This window comes from Pseudomonas sp. NFACC13-1 (assembly GCF_900104425.1).
In the GTDB taxonomy this organism is placed as follows: Bacteria; Pseudomonadota; Gammaproteobacteria; order Pseudomonadales; family Pseudomonadaceae; genus Aquipseudomonas; species Aquipseudomonas fluorescens_AA.
On the sequence record NZ_FMXV01000036.1, the window covers coordinates 1 to 18,899 of the forward strand.

Below are 18,899 nucleotides of genomic sequence, written 5' to 3' on the forward strand. Positions count from 1 at the left end.
TTTACAAGATCAGCGTCCACCGCCGAGCCCTGTGGGAGCCGAGCTTGCTCGCGATAGCGGTGGGTCTGCTTGCATCGATGCTGAATGTACCGCCGTCTTCGCGAGCAAGCTCGCTCCCACAGTTGGATCGGGTACGGCCAAAGTGCCAGGTCGGCTATAAGGCCGCCTCGTCAACAAGCCTCACCCCCAACGCCGAGGCTCCCCAACCAACTGCCCCTGCACCCCAAACAACCCCATCTCCCGAATCACCATCAATTCCCCCTCGGTCTCCACCCGCTCGGCAATCAACGGCAAATCGATACTGTGGGCCGCGCGCTGGATCGCCTCGATGAACAAACGCTTGTCACTTTCCTGATCAATGGCACGAATGTAACTGCCGTCGATTTTCAAGTAAGCCAACCCCAGTCGCGACAGGTTGCCGATCATGCTGAACCGCCCACCGAAACGCTGCAGGCTCAGGGAAAAGCCCAGCTCGCGCAGTTGCCGGGTCAACTGCTCCAGCACGACCTGCTCCGGCAATTGCTCTTCACCAATCTCCAGGGTCAAGCGCGGCCCGAGGTTGGAATGGGCCCGCAGGATCTCAAAGATCTTGTTCAGCGCCTGAGGATCGGCCAAGGTCGCCGAAGACAGGTTCAACGCCAGGGACTGTTCATGCCCGGCCATTTGCCTGAGCACTTGTTCGAGCATCAAACGGTCCAGGCGCGCAGTCCAGCCGAAACGCTCCAACCAGGGCAGGAAACGCCCGGCGGGGATGGTCTGGCCCTGCTCGTCCAGCAGTCGCGACAGCACTTTGTAATGCAGCACCACCTGGGTGTCCCGGGCGGCCACCACCGGCTGGAAGTACAGCTCGAAGCGCTGATGACTCAAGGCCTGGTCGAGCAACGTGTGCCAGGCATGGTGATCGTCGCCGACACTGGCCGCCAGGCTGTGGTCCAGGCAGGCCCAGCCGGGTTCACCCTGGCTTTCGGCCTGGGCCAGGGCCTGGTCGGCAAGCTGGAGCACCGCTTGCGGCGAGTCGCCGTGGACAAACGGCGCCAGCCCGATGGAGGCCACCGAAGCCACGTCCGTCGCGCCAGTGGCATGCAGGCTCGCCAGGGCGGCTTCGAGGTGTTGCGCCAGTTGCAGGGCTTCCTCACGCACCAGCCCGGGAGCCAGCACCGCGAACTCGCCGCCGCGAATACGCGTGACCAGATTGAGGGTTTCCGGGTAGCGGGCGCACTCACGCCGCAATTGCTCACCCACCGCGATCAACAGCTGGTCAGTGCGCTGCCCGCCCAACCGCTGGTTCAAACCGGCCAGGTCCTTGACCCGCAGCAACAGCAGGTAACCGGAGCTGGCCTGCTCAGGGTTACTCACCCGGGCATTGAGCTGCATTTCGAAATAGCGCCGGTTGGCCAGGCCCGTGAGGGTGTCCTGGTAGGACTCGACCCGCAGCTTCTCGCTGCGCTCGGCCTGCTCCTGGAACAGCGCCTTGAGTTTCTCGACCATCTGGTTCATCGCCTGCACCACGCGCCGCAGCTCGGGAGTGCGTGGCAGCTCCGGCAGGCTCAGGAACTCGCGACGAGCAATGGCATGGGACTGATGCACCATATAGTCCAATGGCTTGAGCTGGCGACGCAGCAGCAAGGCCCCCAGCACCGCGCTCACGGCGCCGCACAACAGCAACCAGCCCAGGCTGCCCAGGGCGCTCTGCCAGAGCTTGGCGAGGGCGAACATGGGGTGGCTGATCACTTCGACCCGCGCCGCCTGCTCCCAGCCGCGACTGACGATGGCGTCGCCACCAGCCGGTTCCAGGCCGATCAGCTTGACGAACCATTGCGGCACGCTGCCAGCGTCCGGCGTGCCGGTGCGCTCGACCAGGGTCTTGTCGGTGGCCACGTCGACCACGCGGATGCTGGCGTAGTAGCCGCTGTCGAAGATCGAGCTGACCATCAACTCCACCATCGCCGGGTCGTCGATGTTCGGCGTCAGCGAGAGCGCCAGCGCCGTGGCCGCATCCTGGGCGTGGGAGCGCAACTGGTTGACGTACTGGGCCCGCGAGCTCTCCAGGCTGACCATGAAGCTGCCGCTGAAGGCAACCACCAGGAACAGACAGATAGCGATCAACAGCTGTTTGAACAAGGACATCTGAGCGCGCGCTCCTAGTTAGTCGTCTCGACCGGAAAACCTTCGGCCTGCATTTTTTTCAACACATCCTGCCACCGGGACAGGCGCTTGGTGTCACCCACTTTCTTGTTGCCCTTGGCGCCCGGCAGCCACAGCCCTTCGGCATTGAAAGAGTAGACCGGGAGCAAGTCGGTTCGCTGGCTGGCCGGCAGGATCCCGTCGATCAGGCTGTCGAGTACCAGCGGCATCGCCTCGGGCGTGGCGTAATAGGTGAGCACCATGTGGGCACGGTTCTGCCGCAAGGCCTTGACGTAGGTGATGCGCAGCTTGTCACTGGACACCCCGAGATGACGCAGGCTGAAATACTTGGCGATGGCGTAGTCTTCACAATCGCCGGCGCCCTTCCACAGGGCCTGGATCGGCGTTTCCCAATAGTCGACTTCACGCCACAGGTCGATGTCTTCCACGTAGCGCACCTGTTTGTTGAAGAACAGGTTCACCACCTTGAGCTGCTCCAGTTCCGGGATCTGTTTCTGGGTCGCCAGCAATTGCTGCCAGGCGTCGATCCGTTGCTGTCCTTCCCCCAGCGGGCCATATAACGCTTGCGCCCGCCGGCTGATCTGCGCAAAGTCCCAGTCGGCCCGCAGGCCGCCCAGCATCAGGCCGGCCAGCAACAATGCCGAACACAGCCAGCGCAAGGACCTGAAGACAGGGAACGGTGCAGCCAAGGGATATACGTCCGAAAAGGGTCGTTGGAAATTCGTTGGATGGTGACGCCTGGCCCACTAAAAGACAATGGCAAGGTGCAATCACCGCAGGCAGACTAAACTTTAGTCCAGGCACCTCCGGTCGAGAGACTTTGACGGTTCGCCAACCTGTAACTAACGTGAGCCTGGATCCAATTTTTACTACCAATCAGGGTGCGTTGTCGTGACACAGAAGCCCAAACCGCTCAGCACTATCCAGATCAACGGTCCCATTCCCGCTGACCAGGCACGCTCGATCATCGAAGAGTCCCTGCGCGAGGCCATCCTCGATGGCCGCTTGCCTTGCGGTACCGCCCTGCGCCAGCAGGAACTGGCCGACCTGTTCGGTGTGAGCCGCATGCCGGTGCGCGAGGCGTTGCGCCAGCTCGAAGCGCAGTCGCTGCTCAATGTGGTTCAGCACAAGGGCGCCGTCGTGGCGCCGTTGATCACCAACAATGCGGTAGAAACCTACGCCCTGCGTTCGGTCCTGGAGTCTTTCGCCTTGCGCCTGTCCATTCCCTTGCTCGATGACAGCGACCTGGCACTGGCAGCCCGGTACATCGAACAGCTGGAAACGGAAACCGACCACGCCGAGATCGGCAAGCTCAACCGGCTGTTCCACATGTCGCTTTATCACAAGGCACCCAACGGCAAGCTGCTGGACCTGATCGAGCGCGAGCTCAATGAAGAAGAGCGCTTCCTGCGCTTTCATCTGTCGTCCATGGGCCTGGGCAAGTTGAGCCAGGACGATCATCGCGCGCTGCTTGAGGCCGCCCGGGCCAAAGACATCGATAAAGCGATCGTATTGCTGGAACTGCACCTGGAAAAAGCCTCTGTCACCATGCGCCGGTACTTGGAACAGCCGTCGAATCAGTGATCCCACGTCGGCGCTCCGTCCGACGTAAAAAATTCTTACATATCCTTCCGACCCACTTGTCGCCAGCGCGGCGCGGCCTGACCGTGGCCGCGGCTCATCGCCCCATCAGTTCAATGGCACTGCCATCGATTTGGGCTCACTCTTGCGCTTATCGATTCAAAACAGACCTGAAGAAGTCAACGCTTGGCTGAGGCCAGGCGAATCGAAGCCAATACGCAAGGAGCGTCGTCCAACCGGCGGGATGATCGGATGTCCGACCGACGTCCTGCCCATAAAAATAAAACTTCCTTATTCCCCGATCCCTGAAGTGCTCCGAGTGAGGCATTCACTCGAACTATTCGATTCTGATACTCCTAAATCGGAAGGAGCTTCTTCGCCCCAATAAAACTTATATTAAAAGTTTTAAAAGCCCTCTTCGCGCCTAATAAAACAGCCACTTTAAATATTTAAAAAAGTACTTGCCGCTTACTTGTTCCGTGTATTAGTTTTTTATTCGCCGCGTTACTGGCGGCCCTTCCGACTTGCTAAAACCCAAGCAAACAAGGGCGCACAAGCCGGAAAAACGATTTAAAGAGAATACTTAAGCCACCTTGGCAATTCATGGATTTCGGTTCAGGCACCCGCTCGCCCCCATTAACTAACGAGCCGCCTTCCGGACAAAAAATCATTGATGAGGACGTTCCAATGCAGCCATCCAAAGAACAACTATCTCTAAAGAAACACGAACTTGGCCAACACCCGGTTTTTTCCGAGATTACATCAATCGATCTGTTACGCCGCTTTATGGAAAGTCATGTCTTTGCCGTCTGGGACTTCATGTCACTGACCAAGCGACTGCAACGCGAGCTCACCTGTGTCCACCTGCCCTGGCTGCCGCCGGCCGACCCCCACGCGGCCCGCTTGATCAATGAGATCGTGCTGGGGGAAGAGTCGGATGACCGCCCTGGCGCCGGCTATTGCAGCCATTTCGAACTGTACCTGGACGCCATGCGGGAAATCGGCGCCGATACCCGTGCCATAGAGCAGTTCATCACCCTGCAGCAGGAAGGCGTCAGCCCCGAGACCGCGCTGGACAGTGTCGAGGTCGAGCCGGCGGCGGCGCGGTTCGTCCGCCAGACCTTGCACACCGCCCTGCATGCCCCGGCCCACAGCGTGGCCGCCGCCTTCGTACATGGTCGCGAGAGTGTCATCCCGCAGATGTTCCAGCGCATGTTGGACGCCTGGGGCATTGGCCTGGATCAGGCACCGACCTTCCGTTACTACCTGCAACGGCACATCGAAGTCGACTCCGAAGACCACGGGCCGGCCGCGGAAAAACTGTTGGCACGGTTGATCGACGGCGACCCGCAGCGCGAAACCGAAGTCCTGGCCGCCGCCCTCGCCGCCGTCCACAGCCGCGCAGCCTTGTGGGATGGCCTGCGCCAGAGCATGACCCAACCGGTTGCGCAGGTGATGCCATGAACGCCATCCCCTACCAATCCTTCGCCGACGCCTGGGAAAGCCGCGCCACGATCCGTACCCGGCCACGGCGCCGGGTCGAAGACGACGACAAGCTGATCTTCCCCATGAGCCGCCAACCGCTGGTGCACAGCCAGACCTTCCTCAGCCACTGTGCGCGACTGCGCGACTTTGTGCTGGTGCAGAGCCTCTACAAGTTCATCAACGACGTGGTGATTTTCGAGACCGAACTGGTGGACCACACCGCCCGGCGCATCGCCAAGAACCGCTTCGGCATCGAATTCCCGTTCGCCTGCCGCTACGACGCGATGACCGTGGTGGTGGACGAGGATTACCACGCCCTGGTGGCGATGGACTTCATGCAGCAGACCATCGACATGACCGGCATCGATCCCATCCCGTTGCCGGGGCAGATCGAACTCAGCCGCGCCATACCGGCGACCCTGGCCCGAGCGCCGGAGCATTTGCTCAGCGCCGTGGAGCTGATCTGCATCGCCATCGCCGAGAACACCGTGACCAACGAAGTGGCCGCCTTCGCCCGGGACGACTCGGTCAAGGCCTCGATCAAGGGGTTGATGGCCGATCACTTGCTCGACGAGGGCCGGCACTCCGGTTTCTGGACGCGGCTGGTGCAGATCTACTGGCGCACCGCACCCGAAGAGGATCGCGCGGCGATCGCGCGCTTGATGCCCGGTTTCATCGCCCAGTACCTGGCGAGCGACCTGCAACAAGCCTTCGACTTCGAGCTGATCGCCCACCTGCCCGTCGACGAATCGGTACGCCAGTCGCTGCGTGAAGACGCCAGTGCGCTGGCGTACCCCATCAATCGTTTTCACCCGTTGGTGGGCAACATCACGCGTTTTTTCCGCGGCAGCTCGATGCTCGCGTCCCCCTGCGTACGCGACGCCCTTGCCGATTACCTGACCCCATGAGGACCTTTCGATGAGACGCCTCGACATTGCAGTGCCTGGCACCAGCCAGGCCATGACCGAACTGGCCCGGGAACTGGAACTGCACGGCCACGCAGTGGTTCGGCACTCACCGGCCGGCCACGACGCGGTCGACCTGTTGATCGACGACGGGACGACACCGCGAGCCATTGAAGCCCGTTCATGCCTTCAGATCCGCGTGGCCCTGTGCACGCTGCCCGGTGAGACATTGCCACAACCGGTGCTGGTTTTCCGCTACGGTGCGCAGCGGCTGTTGTGCCAGGAAGTGATCGCGCCGCAACGCGATGGCAATGGCCAGTCGTTGCGCCTGCGTACGCTGGCGACGCTGGTCGACACCGGCGCACGGCTGGTCAGCCAGTTATCCCGGGACGAAACCTGTTTCGATCACTGGCTAACGGTACACGCTGACGCTATCGACCCGCCCCTGCTCGGGCTCGATGCGCTGGAGCCGCTGGCCTTCGAGCACGGTCTCAATCGGCCGACGGTACCCTGGCTGCTGGCCGCCGCCGACGTGCCAGTGATGCACAGCATCGAACAGCGCCTGCTCGATGACGCCACGCAACCAGCCCTGTGGGTCGATGGGCACCTCATTGACTACAAGACCTTGCGCAGCCTGGCGCTGAGGATGCAGCAGGCCATGCTCGCCAGCCTACGCCCGGCGACCGACCGCCCGTTGGTGATCGGCGTATGCCTGCCCAAGTCCATGCAACTGTACGCCGCGATCCTGGCGGTGCTCGGTTGCGGTGCGGTGTACTTGCCGCTGGATCCGCAGCACCCGGCGCAGCGTCGGCGCTTCATCCTGGACAATGCCAAGGCCGACCTGCTGCTGCACGACGGCGACAACGACCTGGATGACGTGGCATTGCCAGCCCTGGATGTCCAGCGGCTGCCTGTGCTCAAATCGAGCATCCCGGCCTCGCTGATCCGGCGCACGGTGAACATCGACGAGCCGGCCGTGGCGATCTACACCTCCGGCACCACCGGCCAGCCCAAAGGCGTGTTGCTCAGCCACCGCAATCTCAGCCATTTCTGTGCCTGGTACGGCGACTACGTCGGATTGCAGCGCGACAGCCGGGCGTTGCAGTTTTCCACCATCAACTTTGACGCGTCGCTGCTGGATATCCTGCCGACCTTCATCCACGGCGCCCTGCTGGTGGTGCCCAACGAAGACCAGCGCCGCGACCCGCAGCAATTGGTCGCGTTGATTCGCCAGCAGCATGTCAGCCACGCCTTTCTGCCGCCTGCGCTGCTGAGCGTCATGCCCCTGGATACGCCGTTGGGCCTGGCACACCTGATCACCGGGGGCGATGTCTGCGAGCCGTTCGTGATCGAACGGCTGGCGCCACAATGCCGGTTCCACAACATCTACGGCCCGACCGAAACCACGGTGCTGGCGACCACACGCCAGTTCGGTGTCGGCGACAACAACCGCAACCTCGGCGTGCCCATCGCCAATGGCCGGGTCCTGATCCTGGACGAACAGTTGCAACCGGTTCCCCAAGGTGTCCCCGGCGAGTTGTACATCGCCGGCCCGGGCGTCGGCCTCGGCTATCTGAACGACCCGGCGCTGACCGCGACGCGTTACCTCGACCTGGCGCTGCCCACCGGGCAAGCGCTGCGGGTCTATCGCACCGGCGATATCGGCCAGTGGACCGACAACGGCATCGAACTGTGCGGCCGCCGCGATAACCAGGTGAAGATCCGCGGTTTTCGGGTCGAGCCCGAGGAAATCGAGCACTGCCTGCGCGACAGCCAGCTGTTTCGCCAGGTGGCGGTGGGGGTCGATGAAAAGCGGCGGATCCTGGCGTTTCTGGTTCACCCCGAACAGACGCCCCCCGGCGCGGCCCTCCAGGCACTGCGCGAGCATGTGCAGAACAGCTTGCCCAGCTACATGCATCCGGCGGCCTACGTCGAATTGCCCAGCCTGCCCTACACCAGCAACGGCAAGGTCGATCGCCGGGCATTGCTCACCATGGCGGTGCAGGTGCACGTCGACGGCCAACGGCGCCAACCGCAGAACGCCCTGGAAACACAACTGCAGCAACTGTGGGCCGAGTTGCTTGAATTGCCGGTCGACGACATCGCCACCGACGAGAGCTTCTTCAACCTTGGCGGGCACTCGATCCTGCTGTCGCGACTGCTGCTGAGCATCCGCCAGGTGTTCGGCCGCAGCCTGTCGATCAACCGCTTCATCGAGGCGCCGACGCTGATGACTTTGGCGAAGCTGCTGGACGACCCGGAACACAGCAACGCATCGGTCCTCAACCCCCAGGCCTTCATCGATGCCGAGGCCGAGCTCAACCTCGATCCGCTGCCCATCAGCCAATGCGGCGATGTGCACAAGGTGGTGGTGACCGGCGCCAACAGCTTTCTCGGCGTGCACATCGTCGAAGCGCTGCTGGCCTGGGGCGCCACGGAGGTCGCGTGCCTGGTGCGCGCGAGCGCCGAGCACAGCGCGGCCGAACGTTTCTCCCAGGCCCTGCGGGACAATCACCTGACCCACCTGGACCTGGACCGCGTCAGCGTGTACGCCGCCGACATCACCCAACCGCAATTGGGTTTGCCGGACGACGTCTACGCCCGCATCGATCGCACGTTCGGCGCGCTGGTGCACAACGCCGCCCACGTCAACCATGTACTCGACTACGGGTCGTTGGCGCGGGACAACGTGGAACCGATTTTCGAGTGCCTGCGCCTGTGTGAAGGGCGCAGCAAGAAAATCTTCAATTTCGTCTCCACGCTGTCCGCCTCCAGTGCCCTGGACGCCGATGGCCAGGTGCTGGAACAGCCTGCCGCCGAGACGCCGCCGATCTACATCAAGAACGGCTACAACCTGTCCAAATGGGTCGGCGAGCGGATCTTGCAACGGGCCCGCGATCGCGGGGTCTGGGTCAACCTGTTCCGCCCCGGCAACATCAGCTTCAACAGCCTGACCGGGGTCTGCCAGCCCCACAAGAATCGCTTGATGCTGATGCTCAAGGGCTCGATCCAACTCGGCCAGGTGCCAGACCTGTCGCTCAATTTCGACCTGATGCCGGTGGATTTCCTGGCCCGCTTCATCGCCTTCCACGCCAGCCGCTACCAGCCCACCCAAGCGGTGTTCAACCTGCACAACCCGCAGCCTTTGAGCTGGGACGCTTACGTCGCGTCGTTCCGCGACAGCGGCCGGGAATTTTCGCTGGTGAGCGTCGCCGAGTGGCAACGGCAACTGGCGCGGGTCGATGCCGACAATGCGTTGTTTGGCGTGCTGGGGTTCTACCTCAACGGCTTCGAGGAGGACATCGGCGACATCTCGCTGATCAGCCACGACAACGCCCGCGCCGGTGTGCGGCAGATGGGCGCCAGCTACCCGGAAAAGTCCCCGGCCCTGCTACGTCGCGGCGCCGACTACCTCAAGGCCATCGACTTCATTTGAAACACCCTCAACCCAAAGCAAGGAGCAAGACCATGAGTGCATTGCAACCCGACACCCTGATCAAAAACCCTCACGCCTGCCAGGTCGAAACCTCGGTGGAGGTCACGGCCGACGCGGCGCGCGTCTGGGACGTGGTGGGTGATTTTGGCGGATTCAACCGCTTCATCCCGGCCCTGGAGCACATCGAAATGACCGGCGAAGGCGTGAGGTCCCTGCGCAAGAAATTCTTCCGCGATGGGCAGAACCTGGTGGTGGAACAGCTCAACAGCCGTGACGACCAGGCCATGCACATGACCTGGACGCTGATCTACAACACCCTGGGCATCGACAACCTGTGGGCGGCCATGCGCGTCGAACCCCTGGCGGACAACCGCTGCCGCGCCACCTGGACCATCATCGCCGACCACACCGACGACCACACCCCGTCGGGCTTCAGGGATTTCCTCCAGGGCTTCGCCGATGAGGCGATGGGGAACGTGCAGGAGATGTTCAAATAAGCACCAGTCCCTTGTGGGAGCGGGCTTGCTCGCGAAGGCGCTGGACCTGTGCCGGTGACGGTGGCTGGGCTGCCGTCATCGCGAGCAAGCTCGCTCCCACATTGAGCTGGCGTGAATCCAAGATCCGGGCTCACCGCCAATCCCCTGTGGGAGCGAGCTTGCTCGCGATGGCGGTGGCTCGGCTTGCGACTGGGGTCAGATCTTGAAGCTGTCCACCAGTTGCTTCAGTCGATTGGCCTGTTGGGACAAGGCATCGCAATCCTTCAGGGTTTCATTGAGGTTGGCCACGCTTTGCTGGTTCAGCAGGTTGATGTGGCTGACGTCCATGTTGAGGGTTTCGACCACGGCGGTCTGTTCTTCGGTCGCGGCGGCCACCGACTGGTTCATGCCATCGATCTCACCAATGCGCTGCGTCACGCTGACCAACCGCAAGCCGGCCTGGTTGGCGACTTCCACGCTTTCTTCGCTGGAGGTCTGGCTGGCGTTCATCGTGGTGACCGCTTCACGGGAACCGACTTGCAGCGAGGTGATCATCTTGTGGATTTCTTCCGCCGACTCCTGGGTGCGGTGCGCCAGGTTGCGCACTTCATCGGCCACCACCGCAAAACCGCGTCCGGCTTCACCGGCACGGGCCGCTTCGATGGCAGCGTTCAAGGCCAGCAGGTTGGTTTGCTGGGAGATGCCCTTGATCACGTCCAGGATGTGCCCGATGTTGTCGGTGCTGGCGTTCAGGGTTTCGATCTGGGTGCACGAGAGGCTGATCTTCTGCGACAGCTCGGTCATGGCCTGGATGGTTTTTTCCACCACCTGGCGACCGTCATCGGCCTGTTCGCTGGCACCGCTGGCATGCTGCGAGGCATCGGCGGCATTGCGCGCGATTTCCTGGGTCGCGGCGCCCAACTGGTTGATGGCCGCGGCCACGCTGTTGGTGCGGGCACTTTGCTCATCCGAGCCGACGAGCGAAGCGTTGGACGAAGTCATCACCCGCTGCGACAGGTCATGCACCTGGCGGGTAGCGGAAGACACTTCCGAGATCGACGCGTGAATCCGCTCCACGAACTGGTTGAACGAACCACCCAGCACCGCGAACTCATCCTTGCCCTGCACCACCAGGCGCCGGGTCAGATCGCCTTCGCCCTGGGCGATGTCCTGCATGGCGCGACCCATGGTGGTCAACGGGCGCATCAATACCTGGATCAGCATGCTCAGCAGCAACGCAATGGCCGCCACCGCGACGAACATCGCGATCAACGCCGACGTACGGAACTGGCTCAACGGCGCGTAGGCCTTGGCCTTGTCGATCGACAGGCCGATGTACCACTCGGCATTCGGCAGGCCCGCCACCTGGGTGAACGAAAGAATGCGGTCCTTCCCATTCAACTCGACCTCCTGGATACCCTTGCCAATGCGCACCGGGGTGCCGGGGTAGATGTCCTTGAGGTTCTTCATCACTTGGTCTTTATCCGGGCTGACGATCACCTGACCGTCGCCGCTCACCAGGAACGCATGGCCGATACCACCGAAATCCACGGAGTTGATGATTTTCACCAGGGTTTCCAGGCTCAAGTCGCCGCCCACCACGCCGAGCAGTTCGCCGTTGTGCTTCACCGGCAGGGCAACGGTCACCACCAGGCCACCCACCGCCGCCAGATAAGGCGGGGTCAGCATGGTTTTATCGGCGGTCACCGCCTGTTTGTACCAAGGGCGCTGACGCGGGTCGTAGCCGTCAGGCATTTTCGCGTCAGGCCGCTGGGTGAAGACACCGTTGGCCTGGCCCACATAAGTGAACTGGAAATTCGACGTCAGCGCCGGCTGGTCGACCAGCCCGGGCAAATCGGCAGTCGCACCCTGGTGCGCGATGTTTTGCGCCAGGTTTTCCAATACCAGTATCCGGCCACTCATCCAGTTCTGGATGCTGCTGGCCGTCAGGTCGCCGGATTGCTCGATGGACGACTCAAGGCTGCTGCCAATGGTGTTGCGCTGCAAATAATCGTTGTAGAGCGTGAACAGGGCAAAAGCCAGAACCACCACACCAGAGGCGGCGAGAAGGATTTTGTGGCTGAACTTTAGATTCATCGATGGGGCTTCTTATGCAAGGAGTGGGGGTGCATTCCAGATTGCAACGTTCCATATAACAGCGCGGGCGGTTGTCACTTCGCTCCACTTTGGTGCACGCATATCAATCTGTCGGCAAGCCTGTACAAATAATTAGGGATTCGAAGAAATAGGCGACGGGAGGACAAGGCGGGCGAACGGTGGTTGCAAATTCGCCGGGCGATGATGACAATGCGACCTATTATCATTTGTAACATCCAGGCCGTCGCGTCCATGTCATCTCCCGAGTTTGCAGTACAGGCGCTCTACAGCCGGCATCACGGCTGGCTCAATACGTGGCTGCGCACCCGGTTGGGCAATGCCGCCGATGCGGCGGACCTGGCCCAGGACACCTTCGTGCGCCTGTTGCAGCGTAGCGAACGCCTGGAGCTTAGGACGCCACGTGCCTTTTTGCGAACCATCGCCCAAGGCCTGGTGATCGACCATTGGCGGCGAGCGGAAATCGAACGCGCCTACCTGGAAACCATCGCTCACCTGCCGCAAGCCCAAACCCCTGGCGCTGAAGCCCAGGCCTTGATCCTGGAACTGCTCGAAGCCATTGCCAGGATGCTCGAAGGCCTCAAGCCGAAAGTGCGCAGGGCCTTTCTGTTGGCCCAGTGCGAAGGCCTGACGTACAAGCAGATCGCCGAACAGATGGGCATCTCGTTGCGCTCGGTGGAGCGCTACGTCGCCGATGCGTTGTACCACTGCTATGTGTTGCGCTATGAAAGCTGAGCCGGCGGATCACTTGCAGAGCCGCCGCAACGGCCCGTCGCAACAGGTGGTCAGGCAGGCGATCAACTGGCTGTTGCGCCTGCGCAATCACACCGCTCACCCGACCCTGCGCCAACAGTGCGACACCTGGCGCGCCGCCCACCCTGAACACGAACTGGCCTGGCAACGGGTGCAATCGCTGCATAGCGAATTGACCTCGAACCTGCGGGCGGTGCCCGGTGCTCATGTCGCCCTGGACACCCTGGAAAACAGTGCCCAGCGCCTCAGTCGTCGCCAGGCCCTGAAGTTGCTGTCGGGTATCGCCGTGGTGAGCGGTGCGGCATGGCTGGGCAAGGACCTGGGCTGGCAAGCGTGGAATGCCGATTTCGCCACCGCCACCGGTGAACGCCGAGGTTTCCGGTTGCCGGACGGCACGCGGCTCGAGCTCAATACCCACAGCGCCGCCGACCTGGACTTCAGCGCCCGGCAGCGCCTGATTACCCTGGCCCGCGGTGAAATCATGGTCACCTGTGGCCGCGACCCGGGGCGGCCGCTGTTGGTGAAAAGCCGGCATGGCCTGTTCGAAGGGCTGGAGGGGCGCTTCGTCGTGCGCCAGGACAGCGACTGCACGCGCTTGAGCGTCACCAGCGGACACGTCGTCATCCGTTCGCACCCCAACAGCGATGGCACGCCCATCCAGGTCGAGGCCGGGCAAAGCTATCTGATCACTGCATCGACAGCGGCCCTGGCACCGCCGCTGGACATGGATGCAGGCGCCTGGGCCGACGGTTTGATCGTCACACGCAACATGCGCCTGGAAGACTTCCTCAATGAAGTAGGACGCTACCGCCCGGGCTATCTGCGCTGCGCGGCGTCGATCGCCGACCTGCGCCTGTCGGGGGTGTTCCGCTTGGAGGACACCGACAAATTGCTGGCCGTCCTGCCCCGCACGCTCCCGGTACAGCTGCGCTATCGAACCCGTTGGTGGATCACGGTGGAACGCCTGGCTTGATTTTTTTTGGCGGGTTTCAGGCCGGCGTCCGGCTAGGACAGTAAGCACCCCTTATCTGCCTTCAGCGACTCCTACGGAACCTACAATGACTGAGCGCGTACCTCTCAAGAACCCCTTCGGCTTCTCTTCGCAACCGGGCCTGTTGCGCCAGGCGATTCACGCCGCGCTGTTCTCCACGGCGCTGGGGGTCAGCGTCGTGCCGATGCTCGCGCTGGCCGCACAAAACGGCGTCACCGCCAGCCGTCAGAGCTACAACATTGCCCCCGGCCCATTGAGCGATGTGCTGAACCAGTTCGCCCGCCAGGCCGGGATCACCCTGGCAAGCACCCCGGCGCAAACCGGCGGCGTCCACTCCCCGGGGCTCAAGGGCGAGTATTCGCCCGACCAGGCCCTGAGCCAGTTGCTCAGCGGCTCAGGACTGGTTGCCGTCAGCCAGGATGGCAGCAGCTACGTGCTGCAAACCGAGACCGCTGGCAGCACACTGGAATTGCCGACCACCGACATCAAGGGCTTCGCCCTGGGTAACGCGTTGGGCAGCATGGAAGGCTACAACGCCACCCACAGCCAGGTCGCCACCAAGACCAGCACCGCCCTGCGGGAAACCTCCCAGAGCGTGTCGGTGGTGACCCGCGAACAAATGGACGACCAGGGCGCGCAAACCGTGTCCCAGGCCATGCGCTACACCCCCGGCGTACTGACCAATCCCTACGGCGCCACCCACCGCTACGACTATGTGGCGATGCGCGGCTTCAACGACGGCTCGGTGGATAACATCTACCTCGACGGCCTCAAGTCCATGGGCGACAGCGGCACCTACAGCTCCATGCAGGTCGATCCGTACTTCCTCGAGCGGGTCGACATTCTCAAGGGCCCGTCCTCGGTGCTCTACGGCCGCAGTTCGCCGGGCGGCCTGGTGGCGCTGACCAGCAAGAAGCCGCTGTACGAGGCCTATCACCAGATCCAGGCCACGGTCGGTACCCAGGGCCAGCGCGGCATGGGCTTCGACTTCAGCGGCCCGGTGGATGACGAAAAGCGCATCACCTATCGCCTGATCGGCCTGGCGGACAGCTCCGACACCCAGTTCGACCACAACAAGGAAAAACGCTTCGCCCTCGCCCCCACGGTGAACATCGACTTCAGCGAGGACACCTCGCTGACCCTGCAAGCCTACCTGCAGCATGACCCCGACGGCGGCTACCACGGTGGCATGCCGGCCGACGGCACCTTGCATCAGCGCAACGGTCGACGGATTTCCGAGCACTTCTTCGAAGGCGAACCCGGCATCGACCGCTATGAGCGTGACCAGCAGTCGTTCGGCTACCAATTCGAACACCGCTTCAACGATGTCTTCACCGCCCGGCAGAACTTCCGTTACCTGGATTCCGAGGTCAAGAACGATCAGGTCTATGCCTACGACTGGACCACGCCCACCAGCAACGAGCTGAACCGCTACTACACCGGTGCCGAAGAAAAGCTCCATTCGTTCATCGTCGACAACATGCTGCAAGCCGAATTCTTCACTGGCGCGACCAAGCACACCGTACTGATGGGCGCCGACTACCAGCGCCGCAAAACCGTGGTCGACTGGACCAGCGGCAGCCTGGCGCCGATCAACGCCTTCGACCCGGTCTACGGCAACTCGGCCATCACCTACTTCAGCCCCACCAGCTACCTGCGGCGCCTGGAGCAGACCGGCGTATACCTGCAAGACCTGATCGAAATGGACAAGTGGCGCTTCTCCCTCGGCCTGCGCCAGGACTGGGTGCAAACCTCGGATGAAAACCGCATCGCTGAGTTCGGCCGTCCAGAAGGCACCGAGATCAACGACAAACGCACCAAGCTCACAGGCCGTGCCGGGGCGCTGTACCTGTTCGACAACGGCCTGGCGCCGTACATCAGCTACTCCGAGTCGTTCAACCCGAACTCCTATGCCGACAGCGCCGGCAACCCGCTGCCGCCGACCGATGGCAAGCAGTGGGAACTGGGGGTGAAGTACCAGCCGCCGGGCACCGATGACCTGTACACGGCCTCGCTGTTCCGCATCGACCAGGAAAACCTGGCGACCAAACTGCCCCAGGACAATTTCTACCGCGCCATCGGGGCCGTGCGTTCCCAGGGCCTGGAGCTGGAAGCGCACCTGCAGTTGACCGAACAATTCAAAGTGCTGGGCAGCTACACCTTCACCGATATCGAATACTCGAAATCGATGGTCAGCACCCTCAGCACGCCCACCGACATCATCGAAAACAAAGGCAACTCACCGACCCAGGCGCCGCGCCACATGGCCTCGGCCTGGGCGGACTACACGTTCGACAGCGGCACCCTCGATGGCCTGCGCCTGGGCGGCGGCGTGCGCTATGTCGGCTATAGCTGGGCCGACGCGGAGAACACCATGAAGGTGCCGTCCTACACGTTGTTCGATGCCTCGGTGGGGTATGACCTGGGCAAGGTCGGCTTGAAGGGCGTGGACGTGCGCCTGAACGCGAACAACCTGACGAACGAAAGCTACGTCGCCTCGTGCGCGAGCCTGAGCTATTGCTACATGGGCGAAGAGCGCAATGTGGCGGCGACGGTGAGTTACCAGTTCTGACTGTAACCCGTTCCTGTGGCGAGGGAGCTTGCTCCCGCTGGACTCTGTAGGAGCTGGCGAAGCCTGCGATCTTTTGATCTTTCGCTTGGGATTCAAGTGTCTGGGGAAAGATCGCAGCCTCGTTGCACTCGTCAGCTCCTACAGAGTTCCTACACAGCTCCTGCCGGCCCGGCGGGAGCTTGCTCCCGCGCCACAGCCTCTTCCCGTACAAACCGATTCGCCCGCCCGAACGTGCCGAAGTCATTGAACCGCACGCCCATCTCCCGCATCACCTTGTGAGCCACCGGCACCGTCAATTGGCGAATGTAGAACGGTTCCTTCACCACGAAATGATGAATGCCATGACTGCTGCCGAAGTTGAAGCAGAACGCCTGCAACGGCCACAACCACCAGGGATTGAGCACCTGGGTTTGCTGGACGACGTTGCCCGGCTCGATGTCGCCGTAGTAGTGCATGTTCGAACTGATGAAATGCAGGCAAAAGGTGCGCAACACGTTCGGCCCGATGATCACCACCGCCGCGATGTCGATCATCCGCATCGTCGCCAGCGTGGTGGCCGACCAGTCAATTGAAGTCCCCAGCAGACTGGCGACACCGTTGGCCCCGTGGAAGCCGAGGAACACATACCAGGCGCCCCAGTGCAGCAACGCCAGCGGGAAATAAACCTTCAGCGTACGCTTGAGGATGCTGCGCTTGTGCACCCAGGTCTTGGCCCGCAGCAGGCGGATGAAGGCCGACATCACGTTGTCGCCCACCATCAGCAACCGCGCCAGCCCCCAGGGTTCGCCGTTGGTGATCGCCCGTTCCTCCATGTCGGCCTCGCTACCGGACACCTTGTGATGGTTGAGGTGCAGGTGGCGGCGGATCCAAGGGTTGATCGTGCTCGGCCGCGCCAGCCACACCAGCCCCATCATCAGGTTGTGGGGCAGGCGCTGTTTGCGGAAATACATGCTGTGGATCAGGTCGTGTTCCAGCTCGTGGGTCAGGGACGCGAAGAACGCGTTGAGCAACAGGCACGCCCACCCGGCCAGGTAACCGTCGATGTAGAGCAGCGCCGAACCGATCATCCCAGCCAGGGCCAGCGCCAGGATGCCCGCGCCCAGCGCATCCTGGTGGCGCAGGATCGGATAGCGCTGGCGCAGTTCATCGCCCCGGGCCAGGACCACCTGGCGAATATGGGCGGCTCGGTGTTGTGCATTCAATCGCTCGGGGCTTGCGCAAGTGCCGTGCATGGCTTACATCCTCTGTTAGAGATGTGCTCATCCTGCCGGGCGTTGTCCCATGGGGTGGTAGCCGTAAACGCCAACCTGTTGACCGCAAGCGCCAATCGTCATGACGGAACCGACCTCCCTCGCCAGTTGGACCCGCGCCCTGCGCAAGCAGCTCGATGCATTGGGCCTGGACAGCCATGCCCTGTGCGTCGAGGCGGGTCTCGACCCGCAATGGATGGACGACCCGAACGCCCGTTATCCGCTCTCGGCCACCACACGCCTGTGGGCATTGGCCGTGCAGGCCAGCGGCGACCCGGCCATCGGCCTGCGGGTGTCGCGCTTCGTCAGCCCCACCACATTTCACGCACTGGGTTATGCCCTAGTGGCCAGCGGCAGCCTGCGGGAAGTGTTCGAGCGGATCGTACGCTATCACCCGGTGGTCAGCGATGCACTGACCCTGCAACTGAGCCGCGGCGAAGACCGCTACCGCTTCAATCTCGATGTGCCCCAGGGCAGCCCGTCACCGGCCTTTGAAGCCATCGATGCGTTCGCGGCGATTTACGTGCGCACCTGTCGCAACCGCCTCGGCCGTGACTACGCGCCACTGGCGGTGTACCTGCGCCGCCCGGAACCGGCGGACCCCAGCCCATGGCACAAGGTGTTTCGCTCGCCGGTGCATTTCGGCGCCGCCCAGGACTGCCTGGAGTTCAACCTCAGCGATTTCGACAGCCACCTGGACGACGCCAATCCGGAACTGGCCGAGCACAATGAAACGGTGCTCGAACGCACCCTCGCACAGCTCAAGCCTCTGACCTGGGAACGCAAGGTGCGCGCGGCCATCGAGGCCCAACTGCCCGAAGGCGAGCCCAGCGCCGAACGCATCGCCCAGGCCATGCACCTGAGCCTGCGCAGCCTGCAACGGCACCTGGCCGACGAAGGTTGCCGCTTCGACGCACTGCTCAACGAATGTCGGGAAAACCTGGCGCTACTGCACCTGCGCGATCCCCAATGCTCGCTGAGCGAAGTCAGCTACCTGCTGGGCTTCGCCGATACCAGCAGCTTCAGCCGCGCTTTCAAGCGCTGGACCGGGATGACGCCGGGGCAGTTTCGGGACGGGTTGCGCTAGGAACTTGTTGCGCCTGGGCTCGCGATGGCGGTGTATCAGTCAATATTGATGTCGACTGACCTGTCGCCTTCGCGAGCAAGCTCGCTCCCACAGGGCTCAGTCG

Annotated in this window: 13 protein-coding genes and 1 pseudogene; 9 read left to right on the forward strand and 5 right to left on the reverse strand. The window is 62.6% G+C overall.

What is annotated here, in order from left to right; genetic code table 11:
• Positions 1-180 precede the first annotated feature (180 nt).
• Together lapD and lapG are read right to left on the reverse strand one after the other, a co-directional pair.
• Positions 181-2,127, reverse strand: coding sequence for a cyclic di-GMP receptor LapD (gene lapD, locus BLQ55_RS28325; protein WP_092258774.1), 1,947 nt, complete (start codon positions 2,125-2,127; stop codon positions 181-183).
• Positions 2,128-2,141: 14 nt separating this feature from the next.
• Positions 2,142-2,834, reverse strand: coding sequence for a cysteine protease LapG (gene lapG, locus BLQ55_RS28330; RefSeq protein WP_092204950.1), 693 nt, complete (start codon positions 2,832-2,834; stop codon positions 2,142-2,144).
• A 202-nt stretch (positions 2,835-3,036) separates the two neighbouring features.
• On the opposite strand from lapG, the gene BLQ55_RS28335 reads away from it, so the two are divergent.
• The 5 genes from BLQ55_RS28335 (at position 3,037) to BLQ55_RS28355 (ending at position 10,049) form a co-directional block, all read left to right on the forward strand.
• Positions 3,037-3,729 (forward strand): GntR family transcriptional regulator, encoded by a 693-nt coding sequence (locus BLQ55_RS28335; RefSeq protein ID WP_092204951.1) that lies wholly within the window; start codon positions 3,037-3,039, stop codon positions 3,727-3,729.
• Between the two features lie 684 nt (positions 3,730-4,413).
• On the forward strand, positions 4,414-5,190 hold the full coding sequence (locus BLQ55_RS28340) for a DUF3050 domain-containing protein (RefSeq protein ID WP_092204952.1): 777 nt from the start codon (positions 4,414-4,416) through the stop codon (positions 5,188-5,190).
• Complete coding sequence (locus BLQ55_RS28345) at positions 5,187-6,119, forward strand: diiron oxygenase (RefSeq protein WP_092258777.1); 933 nt, start codon at positions 5,187-5,189, stop codon at positions 6,117-6,119. Before BLQ55_RS28340 ends, BLQ55_RS28345 begins: the two co-directional genes overlap by 4 nt.
• Before the next feature lie 10 nt (positions 6,120-6,129).
• Positions 6,130-9,552, forward strand: a complete 3,423-nt coding sequence (locus BLQ55_RS28350) for a non-ribosomal peptide synthetase (RefSeq protein WP_092258780.1) — start codon at positions 6,130-6,132, stop codon at positions 9,550-9,552.
• 32 nt (positions 9,553-9,584) lie between these two features.
• A complete protein-coding gene (locus BLQ55_RS28355; RefSeq protein ID WP_092258782.1) occupies positions 9,585-10,049 on the forward strand; it encodes an SRPBCC family protein in 465 nt (154 codons plus the stop codon).
• 195 nt (positions 10,050-10,244) lie between these two features.
• Here BLQ55_RS28355 and BLQ55_RS28360 read toward each other — a convergent pair whose 3' ends face one another.
• Positions 10,245-12,125, reverse strand: coding sequence for a methyl-accepting chemotaxis protein (locus BLQ55_RS28360; RefSeq protein WP_092204955.1), 1,881 nt, complete (start codon positions 12,123-12,125; stop codon positions 10,245-10,247).
• A gap of 252 nt (positions 12,126-12,377) precedes the next feature.
• Here BLQ55_RS28360 and BLQ55_RS28365 point away from each other — a divergent pair, with 252 nt between their 5' ends.
• The 3 genes from BLQ55_RS28365 to BLQ55_RS28375 all read left to right on the forward strand — a co-directional run bounded on the left by BLQ55_RS28365 (position 12,378) and on the right by BLQ55_RS28375 (position 16,459).
• Positions 12,378-12,878, forward strand: coding sequence for a sigma-70 family RNA polymerase sigma factor (locus BLQ55_RS28365; protein ID WP_092204956.1), 501 nt, complete (start codon positions 12,378-12,380; stop codon positions 12,876-12,878).
• On the forward strand, positions 12,868-13,869 hold the full coding sequence (locus tag BLQ55_RS28370) for a FecR domain-containing protein (protein WP_092258785.1): 1,002 nt from the start codon (positions 12,868-12,870) through the stop codon (positions 13,867-13,869). The genes BLQ55_RS28365 and BLQ55_RS28370 overlap by 11 nt, the downstream gene beginning before the upstream one ends.
• Positions 13,870-13,954: 85 nt before the next feature.
• The gene (locus BLQ55_RS28375; RefSeq protein WP_092258788.1) at positions 13,955-16,459 is read left to right on the forward strand and encodes a TonB-dependent siderophore receptor; all 2,505 of its coding nucleotides are present in this window, start codon (positions 13,955-13,957) and stop codon (positions 16,457-16,459) included.
• 149 nt (positions 16,460-16,608) lie between these two features.
• Here the strand turns inward: BLQ55_RS28375 and BLQ55_RS28380 are convergent, their stop codons facing one another.
• Entirely contained in the window at positions 16,609-17,691 is a 1,083-nt protein-coding gene (locus tag BLQ55_RS28380) for a fatty acid desaturase (protein WP_092258791.1), read from the reverse strand.
• A 100-nt stretch (positions 17,692-17,791) separates the two neighbouring features.
• Here BLQ55_RS28380 and BLQ55_RS28385 point away from each other — a divergent pair, with 100 nt between their 5' ends.
• Positions 17,792-18,796, forward strand: coding sequence for an AraC family transcriptional regulator (locus BLQ55_RS28385; RefSeq protein WP_092204960.1), 1,005 nt, complete (start codon positions 17,792-17,794; stop codon positions 18,794-18,796).
• Between the two features lie 10 nt (positions 18,797-18,806).
• Here BLQ55_RS28385 and BLQ55_RS33010 read toward each other — a convergent pair.
• A pseudogene (locus BLQ55_RS33010) lies at positions 18,807-18,896 on the reverse strand (metal ABC transporter ATP-binding protein); the annotation flags it as partial.
• Positions 18,897-18,899: the final 3 nt, after the last annotated feature.

Coding starts and splice junctions, on each gene's coding strand:
- BLQ55_RS28375 (WP_092258788.1), top strand. CDS start 13,955: ATGACTGAGCGCGTACCTCTCAAGAACCCCTTCGGCTTCTCTTCGCAA.
- BLQ55_RS28345 (WP_092258777.1), top strand. CDS start 5,187: ATGAACGCCATCCCCTACCAATCCTTCGCCGACGCCTGGGAAAGCCGC.
- BLQ55_RS28355 (WP_092258782.1), top strand. CDS start 9,585: ATGAGTGCATTGCAACCCGACACCCTGATCAAAAACCCTCACGCCTGC.
- BLQ55_RS28385 (WP_092204960.1), top strand. CDS start 17,792: ATGACGGAACCGACCTCCCTCGCCAGTTGGACCCGCGCCCTGCGCAAG.
- BLQ55_RS28350 (WP_092258780.1), top strand. CDS start 6,130: ATGAGACGCCTCGACATTGCAGTGCCTGGCACCAGCCAGGCCATGACC.
- lapD (WP_092258774.1), bottom strand. CDS start 2,127: ATGTCCTTGTTCAAACAGCTGTTGATCGCTATCTGTCTGTTCCTGGTG.
- BLQ55_RS28360 (WP_092204955.1), bottom strand. CDS start 12,125: ATGAATCTAAAGTTCAGCCACAAAATCCTTCTCGCCGCCTCTGGTGTG.
- BLQ55_RS28370 (WP_092258785.1), top strand. CDS start 12,868: ATGAAAGCTGAGCCGGCGGATCACTTGCAGAGCCGCCGCAACGGCCCG.
- BLQ55_RS28365 (WP_092204956.1), top strand. CDS start 12,378: ATGTCATCTCCCGAGTTTGCAGTACAGGCGCTCTACAGCCGGCATCAC.
- BLQ55_RS28380 (WP_092258791.1), bottom strand. CDS start 17,691: ATGCACGGCACTTGCGCAAGCCCCGAGCGATTGAATGCACAACACCGA.
- BLQ55_RS28340 (WP_092204952.1), top strand. CDS start 4,414: ATGCAGCCATCCAAAGAACAACTATCTCTAAAGAAACACGAACTTGGC.